Raw genomic sequence first — 13522 nt, 5'->3', positions numbered from 1 at the left:
AGTTGCAGCAGTCCCGCCGCCCGCCCCCGGAATGCTGCAACTGGCGTTGCCGGAACCTCAGGCGGGCGGATTGGGGCCACGTCACAGACAAAGATCCCGGCGCCTTGCCGGGGTTCCGCAAACCCTTCGGCTACCAGCTGGTCATAGGCCGTCACCACGGTGGAACGCGCAACCCCCAAATCCTGTGCCAGCGCCCGCGAAGAAGGCAGCCGGGTGCCGAGCCTCAGGCGGCCGTCGCTGATCCGGCGGCGCAGCGCGGAGACGATCTGCTGATACAGCGGCTCTGCGCGGCCTTCAGAAACCATGCCGGACAGGTCTATCATATTGGACTGCTCATTTTGTCGGAAACTGGAAGTTAAAGCAGGGCCAGTTTGCGCATAGCTGTCGCGAGAAACAACAAGAAATATGAGGTCAGCCCATGCGCCAGCCCGAACAAGAAGCCGCCCTGAAATCGGACCGCAGCCGCCTGCGCCGCGCCCATGAACGCGGGCTCTATGACCGCGAAAGCCTGTATCAGGTGCTCGACGCGATGCCGCTGGCCCACATCGGCTATCAGATCAACGGCGCCACCTCGGTGCTGCCCACCCTGCAATGGCGCGAGGGGGATCACGTTTACTGGCATGGCTCTGCCGCCAGCCGCGCCATCCGGGCGATGGCCGGGGCAGAGGTCTGCCTGAGTGTCACCTGCATGGACGGCTATGTTCTGGCGCGCTCGGCGTTTCACCACTCGGTCAACTTCCGCTCGGCAATGCTGTTCGGGGTGGCAGAGCAGGTCACGGACGAGGACGCCAAGGCTGCCAGCCTCAAGGCGATGGTGGACCGCATCTTCCCTGGCCGCTGGGAGACCCTGCGCCCGATGACCGCGCAGGAGCTGAAAGCAACCGCACTGCTGCGCATGCCGATTGAGGAAGGGGCTGCCAAGATCCGCTCCGGCCCGCCCAAGGATGATGAGGAGGACTACGCCCTGCCGATCTGGGCCGGGGTGGTGCCGATGGCGATGGAGCTGAAGCCGCCGCAGCCCGACCCGGCCAATCTGGAAGGGGTCGCGATGCCCGGCCACCTGAGCCGCATCCGTATCGGCTGAAACAAAAAAGGCGCGCCGTCCTGGCGCGCCTCTCAATCTGTCAGGGCTACTCGGTCTGCCCTGTTTCCGTCTGCCCTGAGGCCCCGGCACCGCCGCTGACCAGCGCGCCGTTTTCCCATGCTCCGTCTTCCTGCACGCCGGAGGCATATTTCATCGTGCCAGCCCCCTGCCGCTTGCCGTTGACAAAGCTGCCCTCATAGACATCGCCGTTGGCATAAGTCGCAACGCCCTGGCCCAGGATCTTGCCCTCCTGCCACTGGCCTTCATAGATGAAGCCATTGGGCATCACGATCTTGCCCTGTCCGTGACGCTGGTTGTTAACAAACTCGCCAGTGTAGACTGAGCCGTCGGCGTAGGTCACTGTTGCCTGCCCATGGCGCTGCGAGTCTTGCCAGCCGCCTTCATACCGGTAGCCGTCGGCATAGGTCATCACCCCTTGGCCGTGGTTCTGGGCGCTCTTGAAGCCGCCTGTATAGGTCAGCCCATTGGGATAGACGGTGGTGCCTTGGCCCTCGATTACCCCGGCCACCCAATCGCCTTCATAGGTGGCGCCGTCCGGATAGGTGATCTTGCCCTTGCCTTCGGCCAGATCATCGCGGAACTCGCCCTCATAGACTGAGCCGTCGGGGTAGGTCATTGTCCCTTTGCCGTCGATCTGGCCCTTGGCCCAGTCGCCGGTGTAGGTATATCCGTCTTTCTCGGTGATCGTGCCTGTTCCGTGGCGCTGGTCGTCGGCAAATTCGCCGACATAGACGTCGCCATTGGCATAGGTCATTTTCCCATGGCCATGACGGCGGGTATTCTGCAGCTCGCCTTCGTAGATATCGCCATTGGGGTGCACTTGGCGTCCGGTGCCCTGCATCTGGCTGGCTGCCCATTCGCCTTCGTAGATCAGCCCCTCCGGAGTTTCGAGCCGGCCCTGGCCCTGCAATTGGCCGTCCGCTACCAAGCCCTCGTAAACGGTGCCGTCTGCATAGGCGATCTGGGCCTTGCCTTCCTGGCGGCCCTCGACCCAGCCGCCGTTGTAGGTATAGCCATCGGGAGAGGTCATCACACCCTGGCCGTGCCGCTTGCCATCGGCAAAGCTGCCCTGATAGCGCACGCCGGTGGTATAGACTGAGGTGCCGTCGCCGTGGATCTGGCCGTCCTGCCAGCCGCCCTCATAGGTGCTGCCGTCAGCCCGGGTCAGCTTACCCAGCCCATGCGGCTTGCCTTGCGCAAACTCGCCCTCATAGACCGAACCGTCGGGGAACCGCGCCACGCCTTGGCCGCGGACCTCGCCTTCGACCCATTCGCCGCTGTACTCATATCCGTTCGGCAGCTTGTATGTGCCGGTGCCATGCTGCAGCCCGCCCTTGAACGTGCCCTCATAGACGCCGCCGATCTCGTCCTGGGTGGTTATGACCTCGCTGTCCTGGGCAAGGGCCGGGGCGGCCAGTGCCAAGAGAGTGGAAAGCGCGAATGCGGTGCCGAAACGGGTCATTGAAAGCCTCTGCCTGCCCAGGAATTACGGTGCTGCTGCCATATTGGGTTGCTCGCCCGGAAACTAAGCTACCGCAACACGGGCCGCAATGTCTTTTCCCTGGCCTGCCCCCTTGCCCTTTTCCTTGGCCGTCAATCTGGTAAATGGCTGGGAGAGGTATTTCACAAAGGGCCCAAGCAGCATGGCAGACCGTTTCCGCGTGACACTGGCGCAGCTGAACCCCACCGTCGGCGACCTGGCGGGCAACGCCGCCAAGGCACGTGCTGCTTGGGAGGAAGGCCGCAAGGCCGGTGCCGATCTGGTGGCGCTGCCGGAGATGTTCATCACCGGTTACAACACCCAGGATCTGGTGATGAAGCCGGCCTTCCACACTGCCGCCATCGCTGAGGTGGAGAAGCTGGCGGTTGACTGCGCAGACGGCCCCGCGCTGGCCATTGGCAGCCCCTGGGTTGAGGGCACCAAGCTGTACAACGCCTATCTGATCCTCAAGGGCGGCAAGATCGCTTCGCGCAGCCTCAAGCACCACCTGCCCAATGAAACCGTGTTCGACGAGGTGCGGATCTTTGATGCGGGCCCCTTGGGCGGTCCCTACGCGGTTGGCAACACCCGCATCGGCTCCCCCATCTGCGAGGACGGCTGGCATGAGGATGTCGCGGAAACTCTGGCTGAGACCGGCGCAGAATTCCTGCTGATCCCCAACGGCTCGCCTTATTTCCGCGACAAGATGGAGGTGCGCTTCAATCACATGGTGGCGCGCTCTGTCGAAACCCATCTGCCGGTGATCTATCTCAATATGGTAGGCGGCCAGGATGACCAGGTATTCGATGGCGGCTCCTTTGTCCTCAACCCGGGCGGCGCGCTGGCGCTGCAGATGCCTGTCTTCGACGAGGCCTATGCTCATCTCGACCTGGAACGCACCGGTGACGGCTGGCGTGCGGTGGAGGGTGAAAAGGCGCATCTGCCTGACGCCTGGGAGCAGGACTACCGGGTGATGGTGGAGTCCTTGCGCGACTATATGGGCAAGACCGGCTTCAAAAAGGTGCTGCTGGGTCTGTCCGGCGGCGTCGACTCGGCTATCGTGGCAGCCATCGCGGTGGATGCGCTGGGAGCTGAAAATGTCCGCTGCGTGATGCTGCCGTCGGAATACACCAGCCGGGAATCCCTAGACGATGCAGAGGCCGTCGCCAAAGCGCTGGGCGTGCACTACGACTACGTGCCGATCTCCGAAGGCCGCGCCGCCATCACCAGCACGCTGGCACCGCTGTTCGAAGGCATGGAACCTGGCCTGACGGAGGAAAACATCCAGTCCCGCCTGCGCGGCCTCCTTCTGATGGCGATGTCCAACAAGTTCGGGGAAATGCTGCTGACCACCGGCAATAAGTCCGAAGTCGCGGTCGGCTATGCCACCATCTATGGCGACATGAATGGCGGCTACAACCCGATCAAGGATCTGTACAAGACCCGCGTGTTTGAGACCTGCCGCTGGCGTAATGCCAACCACCGCCCCTGGATGAAGGGGCCGGCGGGTGAGGTGATCCGCCCCAACGTGATCGACAAGCCGCCTACAGCGGAGCTGCGCGAGGATCAGAAGGACAGCGACAGCCTGCCGGATTACCCGGTGCTGGATGCAATCCTGGATATCCTGGTGGATCAGGAAGGTTCAATCTCAGATTGCGTCGCGGCGGGCTTCGACCGGGACACTGCCAAGCGGGTGGAACATCTGATTTATATCAGCGAATACAAGCGCTTCCAATCTGCTCCGGGCGCCCGGCTGACCCGGCGTGCGTTCTGGCTGGACCGCCGTTACCCGATTGTGAACCGCTGGCGCGACCCCTCTTGAAGGCCGCGCTAACCCGTTGACTCCGCAGGTTAATCCGCGTTTCTTCAGTCGCGGTTCAGGGTTTTTCGTTGCCGGTAACGTTCTGATATGCGGCGGAAAAATCACAATGGCCGAATGCGGCGCAACCTGTGTCGCATGCACGCTGGACCGGCGGTTTTTCACCGGGCATAGATGCCCTCATGCCCGGACCCAAGCTGCCCCATTTCCAATCCGATCTTGCCTTGCCCAAGGCCGTCGACGCCGTGGTGATCGGCGGCGGCATCATTGGTGCCAGCACCGCGCTGGAGCTGGCCGAACGCGGCCATTCCGTGCTGCTGTGCGAAAAGGGGCAGATCGCGGGAGAGCAGAGCTCACGCAACTGGGGGTGGGTGCGCATCGCTTGCCGGGATCCGCGGGAAATCCCGCTGATGGCAGAATCCCTGCGCCTGTGGGACGGATTGGCAGAACGCACCGGGCATGAGACCGGCTTCACCCGTTCAGGAATTCTATACACGGCTGAGACCGCCAAGCGCGCGGCGCAGCTGGATCGCTGGCTGCGCAACCTCGACGGCTGGGATCAAAGCGCCCGCATGGTTCGCGGCGAACAGCTGGCCCAGCTGATGCCGGGACACCAGACCAAAGCGCAGTCAGCGCTGCACACGCCCTTGGACGGGCGGGCGGAGCCGCAGCTGGCAACCCACGCAATTGCCGCCGCCGCCCGCGCTGCCGGGGCCAGGGTGATGACTGATTGCGCCGTGCGCAGCGTGGAAACCGCGGCAGGCCGCATCAGCGGTGTGATGACTGAACGCGGCCGAGTGGCCTGTTCTGCCGTTGTCACCGCAGGCGGCGCCTGGTCGCGGCTGTTCCTTGGCAATGCGGATGTGAACCTGCCGCAGCTCAAGGTGCTGAATTCGGTCCTGCGCACCTCTCCGGTGCAGGGCGGGCCGGAAACTGCGGTGCGCAGCGGCAATCTCGGCCTGCGCAAGCGGGCGGACGGCGGCTACACGGTCTCGGACGCGATGGAAAACGTGGTGGACATCGTTCCTGACAGTTTCCGACTGGGATGGAAATACCTGCCCAGCCTGCGTCAGGAATGGCGGGCGCTGCAGTTCCGTGTCTCCGGCCGCTGGGCCGAGGAAGCCGCCCAGGCGCACCGATGGGATCCGCAGGACATCACCCCCTTTGAACAGTGCCGCGTTCTGGATCCGGCGCCTTCGCAAAAGGCGATCCGCAGCGGTTGGGCGGCCGCGCAAAGGGCTTTCTCGGTGCTGCAAGATGCTGATGTGGTGCAAAGCTGGGCCGGGCTGATGGATGTCACACCGGATGCGATCCCGGTCATATCGCAGGTCGATAGCCTGCCGGGACTGTTCATCGCCACCGGGTTCTCCGGCCACGGCTTTGGCATCGGCCCGGCCGCCGGACGGCTGGCCGCCGATCTGGTCACCGGCAGCGCCCCGGTGGTGGACCCGCATGCCTTCCGCCTGTCGCGGTTCACCGACGGCAGCGGTTACGGCCCGCAAACCGGCTACTGATCCAATTGGCCGGCAGGCGGCCCTGGACGGACTGTCAGAGTGCAAGTGCTGCACTACCATTACGGCAGGAGGGCTGGCGGATGAGCGGGAACAAGACTGCGCCAACAGGTGCAAGCGTCGAAGACTTTCTGCAAGCGGTGGAGCCTGAGCGCAAATCGGTCGAGGCGCAGGAACTGGACCGGCTGTTCCGCAAGGTGACCGGCTACCAGCCGCAGATGTGGGGCCCGTCAATCATCGGTTACGGCAGATACCACTACCGCTACGCAACAGGCCGCGAAGGCGAGTTCCTGGCGACTGGATTTGCGCCCCGCAGGGCGCGCCACTCGATCTACATCATGCCTGGCTATCAGGACTACAGCGCCATCCTGTCCCGCTTGGGCAAGCACCGCCTTGGCAAAAGCTGCCTCTATGTGAACAAACTCGCCGACATTGATCTGGACGTGCTGGGGGAACTTATCCGCGCGGGCCTCAAGGATCTGCACGCGATCTGGCCGGTTAAGCCGGAGTAACTTTCCAGCTCTTCTTCTTTGTCAAAATACTCGCGCCGCAGGCATGCGCCAAAGGCGCGTTAACCCTCGCGAAACTGGACAAACCGCGGCCCATGTGACAAGGGGCAGGGCAACAGGAGACTCGTGATGACCACCACCCGTTTTGCCCCGTCGCCGACCGGCTATATCCATGTCGGCAACCTGCGCACCGCGCTGATGAACTATCTGATCGCCCGCAAGGCAGGCGGCACCTTCATCCTGCGCATCGACGACACCGACCCGGAACGGTCCAAGGAAGAATATGTCGATGCCATCAAGCAGGACCTGGAATGGCTGGGCCTGACTTGGGACAAGGTGGAGCGCCAGTCCGAGCGCCTCGACCGCTATGTCGCCGCTGCTGACAAGCTTCGGGAGATCGGCCGCTTCTACGAGGCTTTTGAGACCCCGACCGAACTGGACCTGAAGCGCAAGAAGCAGCTGAACATGGGCAAGCCGCCGGTCTACGACCGCGCCGCGCTGAACCTGTCCGATGACGAGAAAGCCGCTCTGCGTGCTGAGCGTGGCGACGGCGTCTGGCGTTTCAAGCTGGACCATCAGCGTATCGAATGGACCGACGGCATCCTGGGTGACATCTCCATCGACGCGGCCTCGGTTTCCGACCCGGTGCTGATCCGCGGCGACGGCCAGTTCCTCTACACCCTGGCCTCGGTGGTGGATGACACCGAAATGGGCGTGACCCATGTGGTGCGCGGCTCTGACCACGTGACCAACACCGCCACCCAGATCCAGATCATCGAGGCGCTGGGCGGCTCTGTGCCGTCCTTCGCGCACCACTCGCTGCTGACCGGCCCGCAGGGCGAGGCATTGTCCAAGCGCCTGGGCACCCTGGCGCTGCGCGATCTGCGCGAGGCCGGTGTGCAACCGATGGCGCTCCTCAGCCTGATGGCGCGCCTGGGCTCCTCCGACCCGGTCGAGCTGCGCTCGGAGCTGGCAGAGCTGATCGACGGCTTCGACATCAACCGCTTTGGCGCTGCGCCGACCAAATTCGATGTAGAGGATCTCTACCCGCTGACCGCCCGCCACCTGCAGTCGCTGCCGCTGGAAGCCGTGCAAACCCATGTGGACGCGCTGGGCGTGCCGGCTGAGAAACAGGCCGCCTTCTGGGACATGGCCAAGGAAAACATCACCACGCTCAAGGATCTCGCGGGCTGGTGGGAGCTGTGCCGTGACGGGGCTGAGCCGCTGGTGGCGGATGAAGACAAAGAGTTCATCGCTGAGGCAATGGCTTTGCTGCCCGAAGGCCCCTACGACAGCGAAAGCTGGGGCAAGTGGACCGCCTCGGTGAAAGAAGCGACAGGCCGTAAGGGTAAAGGCCTGTTCATGCCGCTGCGCAAAGCCGTGACTGGCATGGAGCGTGGCCCCGACATGTCTGCCCTGCTGGCGCTGATGGAAACCGTTCGCGCCCGCGGCTGACGTCTGAGACATTCTAATGAAAAAAGGGCGGTGCCTGATGGCGCCGCCTTTTTCTGTCCAGAAGGGCTGGGTGCGGATGGTTCAGCCCCAGCGGCCGTCCTTTACCTCCCGGCACATCTCCTTGGCCGCCTCTGCCATGTCCGGGTTCGGATGCCCGCTAAGCGCATCCAGCGACTTCTCCATCCAGCGCATTACCGAAGGCGAGTCGCTGCCGCAGCGGGCAATCGGCGGAAAGGCGCAGTGCAGCAGATGCTTGGCAGTGACCGGCGGGATGCTCACATTCGGATAGGTTGCCTCGCGTGTCCCGCTTGTCTCATCCGCGGGCATGTTCTCCCACAGCAGCCGTTCCAGCCGCCCCATGACCTCCACCGCGGTGCCGGGATCATTGACGCCGGGCGACAGCGCCCGCTGCGCAGTCTCCGCCAGCAGGGTGAGGCCAAAGGACGGGTCCTGATCGAAGCTGCGCACATCGCCGATGTCGATCGCGGCTGAGGCCGCCTTGCAGAATTCACTGTCCCCCGCCGTGGCCCAGGCCACCGGCTGGCCGCGCAGAATGTACTCTCCCGGTGCCCGCGCCAGGGTGATCTGCGTGCCCGCTTCCTCCGCCAGCTCATTCAACTGGGTCAGCGCCGCAAAACGGACAAAGCCGCTCTTGGCGGCAGGGATATCCACGGCATCCGCGGGTTTGGCGTCTTCGCGCGCGCACAGCCCGCCCAGGCAGGGCTCGTCCATTCGCGCCTCCAGGCTGGCGCGGGTGCGGCTCTCAATCAGCCGTAGGGTATGGTCCATGCTGCCGAGGCTCGACAAATGGTCGATCCAGCGCAGGATGGCACCGACAATCAGCACCACCACGATGACGGTCTGGCCAAACACCACCAGCGCGCCTTCCGGGGTGAAATAGCCGGCCCGGAACAGGATCACCGCGCTCAGCGAATAGATGAAGCCGCTGACAAATGTCGCCAGCACCCGGTGGGTGACGGTGTCCTCCAAGAGCAGCCGGTAGACCCGCGGTGTCGCCATTGACGCGGCCGTGCGGTAGGCGCTGACCATGACGTTCAGGGAGAAAGTGGTGACCGCCAGCATGCCAGACGCCAGGATTGTCAGCACCGGCAGCACTGCGTCGCGCCCGAAGTCCTCGCTCAGGTTGTCCGGCAGCCAGGGTTTCGCCAGCGGCGCCAGCAGCAGAGCCAGCACTGACATCATGGAAATCAGCACAACCCGGAACCAGAGCTGCCGGGCAATCCGGCCCAGGTGCAATAATAGCTTTTCGATCATGCCTTGCAGACTATGCGGCGGGCGCCGGTGCTGTCGATCAGATCGTCAAATATTTTGCGCTCCGCTGCACTGATCTCCTGATGGCGCGGATAGCGCGGTGCTGCACGGTCATCCAGAATTGGCGCGTCCCAGCCGTCGGTGGTCTCCACGAAACCCTGCAGGCCCTCTGTGCCGAACACCTGCAGATAGCCCTGCAGCACCACATCCAGATAGCTCAGCAGGATCGGGTGCAGCTCGCTGACGCCGTTCTGCTTGTCCGCGGCAACCGCATAGACAGAAATTTCCGGCGCGCCCGCCAGCCCGTGCTGCACGCGGTCTGAGGCCGGCAGCCGCTCATAGGCAAACTCCCTTTCGTCCAGTGCCGCCCAGTCGGCACCCGGCACCTCGGCAATCAGACCGTCGATTTCACTGTTCTCGCAGGGTACCGCCGACAGAAACGCCACCTCGCGCAGGGAGGTGTGCACCCAGGCCCGCCGCCAGCCCCGCAGGCGGGCAGGATGTGCGCTGCCGTAGCTGTGCGTCGCCGTGTTCACCAGGCTGCCGTAGCCGAAGAAGTAAGGAGCTGTCATCTGCGCACCCTTCCGCCGCATTTCCGCCAATTGATGTATGTCAAACCGCTTTTTGGCGGCTTGTGCAATAAGCTATGCAATCTAGCTTCGGGAGCACCCCATGCGCATTACCAAAAGGACCAACATTGCCGTGCGGCTGCTGATGTACTGCGCCGCGCATGAAGACCGCCTGGTGACCAAGGCCGAGATCGCAGAGTGCTGTAATATCTCGGAAAATCACCTGGCACAGGTGATCAACCAGCTGAGCCAGCTGGGCTATCTTTCGACCCAGCGAGGCCGCAACGGCGGTATGAACCTGGGCAAACCCGCGGCAGAGATCCGAATCGGCGACGTGTTCCGCGATGTCGAGGGCAACCTGCCGATGGTGGAATGCTTTGCCGACGCCGACAACACCTGCCCGCTGGCCTCGGCCTGCCGGCTCAAAGTGGCATTGGCGGATGCGGCGCAGGCTTTCTACACCTCGCTGGATGACATCTCGCTGGAATCTCTGGTCTGCGACAACCATGATCTGATGCGCCTCCTGCAACCGGTGTCCTGCGGCGTCCGCTAGGACGGGCCGCCGCAAACCTGATTATTCCCGGGCGCGCAGGATGCGTGCAGGCTTGGCGGCCAGCGGCCGCAGCGCAAAGGCAAGCCCGGCCAGCAGCGTCGTCAGCACCCCGCCGGAAATCACCATCAGGGCATTGGGCCAGATCACTGCATAGCTGGTCTCGAACACGTAGGCGTTGATTGCCCAGGCCCCGGTAATACCGGCAGCCAAGGCAACCATCCCCGCCGCTGCACCCAACAGGGCAGAGCGAAGGGCAAAGCTCGCCAGGATCTGCTTGCGCGGCGCGCCCAGGGTTTTCAGCAGCGCCGCTTCATAGCGCCGCGCGGGCTCCCCCGCCGCCGCGGTGCCCAGCAGCACCAGGAACCCGGTCAGCAGCGTCGCTGCCGCGCCATAGGCTGTGGCAGCCGCCAACTGGCGCAGGATGTCTGACACCCGGTCGATGGCATCGCGCATCCGGATCGCGGTGATATTCGGCATTTCCCGCGCCAGATCGCGCAGGATCGCTGCCTCCGCTTGCTCCTCGGCATAGACGGTGGCGATGAAACTGTGCGGCGCACCTGCCAGCGCGGCCTCGTTCAGCACCATCACAAACCCCATTCCGGCGGTGGAGAAATCCACGTTGCGGAAACTGGTGATGGTGCCGGTGATGTCGCGGCCCAGGATGTTCAGCGTCAGTGTGTCGCCCAGCTTGAGGCCCAGTTCCTCCGCCTCCTCGGCGGCAAAGCTGATCTGCGGCTCACCGGAATAATCCTCCGGCCACCATTTGCCCGCTGTGACCTCAGTCGCCTCCGGCTGGGCGGCGGCATAGGTGATGCCACGGTCGCCACGCACCACCCAGTGATCGCCTGCGACCTCGGTGGCGGGCTGCCCGTTGATCCGGGTCAGCACCCCGCGCAGCATCGGCGCGTTTTCCACCCGGGTGACGGAGGGGTCATTCTCCACCCGCTCCAGGAAGGCAGGCATCTGGCTGCGCTGGATATCGACAAAGAAATAGCTCGGTGCCACATCCGGCAGGTTGCCCGCAATGGCGCGGCGCATGTTGCCGTCGATCTGGCCGATGGCAGCCAGCACTGTCAGGCCTAGCCCCAGCGCCAGAACCGCAGGCACCGCGCCATCGCGCGCGCTGCCAATGGACGAGAGCGCCCACCGCAGGGCAGGGCGCCCGCGCGACGCCCCGGTGCCGCGCCGCGCAGCAAAACCGATCGCTAGCGCCGCCAGCAGCAGCACCATCAGCGCCCCCATCAGCCCGCCCGCGGTCCACAGTGTCAGCTGCGCCGAGCCGCTGAACCATGCGGCCAGTCCCACCAGTGCCGCCAGAGCGATCCCGGTTGCCAGCAGGTAACGCGGCGCGGGCAGCCTTGTGCGGCTGGCAAAAGCGTCCCGGAACAGGGAAGCCGCGCGGATCCGTTCTGCCCGCGCCAGCGGCCAAAGGGCAAAGATAAAGGCCGTGAGCACGCCATAGACAGCGGCCTCTGCCAGCGCGGACGGGTAAAGCGAGAATACCGCCGGGAACGGCAGCTGCGCCGCAATCAGCGGACCCAGCAGCACTGGCCCCAATCCGCCCAGAACCAGGCCGATGCCCACGCCCACCAATGTCAGCGCGCCGATCTGCAGGAAGTAGGTGAGGAAAATCGTCTGCCGCTCCGCCCCCAGCGTGCGCAGGGTGGCGATGGTCGCGGTTTTGGTCGCCAGGTAGGCGCGCACGGCAGCGGACACGCCGACGCCGCCGACTGCCAGACCGGACAGGCCGACCAGAACCAGAAACCCGCCCAGCCGCTCGACGAAGGTAGTGATGCCCGGCGCGCCGTTCCGTGCATCGCGCCAGCGCATGCCGGTGGTTTCAAACAGCCCTTCGGCCTCTGCCTGCAAGGCAGTCAAATTGCTGCCCGCGGGCAGTTCCATCCGGTACTTGGTGTCAAAAATGGTGCCGGGTTCCAGCAGGCCGGAGTCACCCAGGTCTGCTGTCCGCACCATCGTGCGCGGCCCAAGTTCAAAGCCTGAGGCGGCGGCATCCGGCTCCAGCGCGATCATCGCCATCAGCCGGAAATCCTGGGTGCCGAGCCGGAAGGTATCCCCCGGCTGCAGCCCCAAACGGTCGGCCAGCACCCGGTCCATCACCCCGCCGGGCAACCCGTCCGCGCCCGCCAGGGCAGTCTCCAGCGGCATTTCCGGTGCCAGCTTCATCTCTCCCTTCAAGGGATAGAGGCCATCCACCGCCTTCACCTGGGTCAGCCCGCGTTCCTCGCCCACGGTCGCCATGGAGCGGAACTCGGCAATCCCGGAATGGCGCAGCGCGGTCCGCTCCAGCCAGGCGCGTTCCTCTTCGGTTGCAAAGCGGTAGGTGAAGTTCAGCTCCGCATCGCCGCCCAGGATGGTGGCGCCCTCGCGCTCCAGCCCGGTCTCGATCGACGCGCGGATGGAGCCGATGGCGGCAATCACCCCGACCCCCAGCGCCAGGCAGGCGAGGAAGATGCGGAACCCCTTCAGGCCGCCGCGCAGCTCGCGCAGGGCAAAGCGCCAGGCAAGGCGGAAGGCTGCAGCATTCATTCCGCGGCCTCACGCGCCGCGGCGTCATCCACCCGCCCGTCGCGCAGCCGCACCACCCGGTCGCAGCGCGCGGCCAGTTCCGGCGCGTGGGTGACCATCACCAGCGTCGCGCCATAGCGGTCGCGCAGGCCAAACAGCAGGTCCATCACCGCGGCGCCATTGGCCTCATCCAGATTTCCGGTGGGTTCGTCCGCCAGCAGGATGGCGGGCCGCGGCGCGAGCGCCCGCGCCAGCGCCACCCGCTGCTGCTCGCCGCCCGACATCTGCGCCGGGAAATGGCCCGCCCGGTGGCCCAGGCCCACGGCTTCCAGTTCTGCCTGCGCGCGGGGGAAGGCATCCTTGACGCCTGCCAGCTCCAAAGGCGTTGCCACGTTTTCAAGCGCCGTCATGGTCGGGATCAGGTGAAAGCTTTGGAACACCACTCCCATGTTGTTGCGCCGGAACCGCGCCAGCGCGTCCTCATTCATCGCGGTCAGATCCTGGCACAGGGCCGTCACCGTGCCGCCGGTCGCCTGCTCCAGACCGCCCATCAGCATCAACAGCGACGACTTGCCCGACCCGGACGGCCCCACCAGCCCCAAGGTCTCCCCCTGCCGCACGTCCAGCGAGATGTCGTGCAAAATCTCTACCGGGCCGGTATTGCTATTCAGGGTCAAACTCGCATCTAAAAGATGCAGAACGGGGCTGTTTTGATCGGTCATC

12 protein-coding genes are annotated in these 13522 nt (G+C 64.7%); 6 read left to right on the top strand and 6 right to left on the bottom strand.

The annotated features are described in order from the left end of the window. A partial coding sequence (locus tag A9D60_RS11955; protein WP_141117910.1) for a GntR family transcriptional regulator occupies positions 1–323 on the bottom strand: 323 nt, incomplete at its 3' end. Between the two features lie 95 nt (positions 324–418). On the opposite strand from A9D60_RS11955, the gene A9D60_RS11950 reads away from it, so the two are divergent. Next, entirely contained in the window at positions 419–1084 is a 666-nt protein-coding gene (locus tag A9D60_RS11950; RefSeq protein WP_065267811.1) for a pyridoxamine 5'-phosphate oxidase family protein, read from the top strand. Between the two features lie 46 nt (positions 1085–1130). Here A9D60_RS11950 and A9D60_RS11945 read toward each other — a convergent pair whose 3' ends face one another. After that, a complete protein-coding gene (locus A9D60_RS11945; protein ID WP_065267810.1) occupies positions 1131–2567 on the bottom strand; it encodes an MORN repeat-containing protein in 1437 nt (478 codons plus the stop codon). Between the two features lie 181 nt (positions 2568–2748). Between A9D60_RS11945 and A9D60_RS11940 the strand changes: the two genes are divergently transcribed. The 4 genes from A9D60_RS11940 to gltX all read left to right on the top strand — a co-directional run bounded on the left by A9D60_RS11940 (position 2749) and on the right by gltX (position 7879). Further along, the gene (locus A9D60_RS11940; protein ID WP_065267809.1) at positions 2749–4407 is read left to right on the top strand and encodes an NAD+ synthase; all 1659 of its coding nucleotides are present in this window, start codon (positions 2749–2751) and stop codon (positions 4405–4407) included. Positions 4408–4586: 179 nt separating this feature from the next. After that, positions 4587–5918 carry an NAD(P)/FAD-dependent oxidoreductase gene (locus A9D60_RS11935; RefSeq protein ID WP_065267819.1) on the top strand — a complete coding sequence of 444 codons (1332 nt, stop codon included), beginning with the start codon at positions 4587–4589 and terminating at the stop codon, positions 5916–5918. Between the two features lie 80 nt (positions 5919–5998). Continuing rightward, positions 5999–6427, top strand: a complete 429-nt coding sequence (locus tag A9D60_RS11930; RefSeq protein ID WP_065267808.1) for a DUF1801 domain-containing protein — start codon at positions 5999–6001, stop codon at positions 6425–6427. 126 nt (positions 6428–6553) lie between these two features. Continuing rightward, complete coding sequence (gene gltX / locus A9D60_RS11925; RefSeq protein WP_065267807.1) at positions 6554–7879, top strand: glutamate--tRNA ligase; 1326 nt, start codon at positions 6554–6556, stop codon at positions 7877–7879. 81 nt (positions 7880–7960) lie between these two features. Here gltX and A9D60_RS11920 read toward each other — a convergent pair whose 3' ends face one another. Further along, on the bottom strand, positions 7961–9154 hold the full coding sequence (locus A9D60_RS11920; protein WP_065267806.1) for a DUF2254 domain-containing protein: 1194 nt from the start codon (positions 9152–9154) through the stop codon (positions 7961–7963). After that, positions 9151–9723, bottom strand: a complete 573-nt coding sequence (locus A9D60_RS11915) for a gamma-glutamylcyclotransferase family protein (RefSeq protein ID WP_065267818.1) — start codon at positions 9721–9723, stop codon at positions 9151–9153. The genes A9D60_RS11920 and A9D60_RS11915 overlap by 4 nt, the downstream gene beginning before the upstream one ends. A 100-nt stretch (positions 9724–9823) precedes the next feature. On the opposite strand from A9D60_RS11915, the gene A9D60_RS11910 reads away from it, so the two are divergent. Next, positions 9824–10273, top strand: coding sequence for an RrF2 family transcriptional regulator (locus A9D60_RS11910; protein WP_065267805.1), 450 nt, complete (start codon positions 9824–9826; stop codon positions 10271–10273). Between the two features lie 21 nt (positions 10274–10294). Here A9D60_RS11910 and A9D60_RS11905 read toward each other — a convergent pair whose 3' ends face one another. Continuing rightward, positions 10295–12820, bottom strand: coding sequence for an ABC transporter permease (locus tag A9D60_RS11905; RefSeq protein ID WP_065267804.1), 2526 nt, complete (start codon positions 12818–12820; stop codon positions 10295–10297). Further along, positions 12817–13521, bottom strand: coding sequence for an ABC transporter ATP-binding protein (locus A9D60_RS11900; RefSeq protein ID WP_065267803.1), 705 nt, complete (start codon positions 13519–13521; stop codon positions 12817–12819). Before A9D60_RS11900 ends, A9D60_RS11905 begins: the two co-directional genes overlap by 4 nt. Position 13522 lies beyond the last annotated feature (1 nt).

It is taken from the genome of Leisingera sp. JC1, from assembly GCF_001679925.1.
Taxonomy (GTDB): Bacteria; Pseudomonadota; Alphaproteobacteria; order Rhodobacterales; family Rhodobacteraceae; genus Leisingera.
This window is presented reverse-complemented; position numbering and strand designations above follow the sequence as displayed.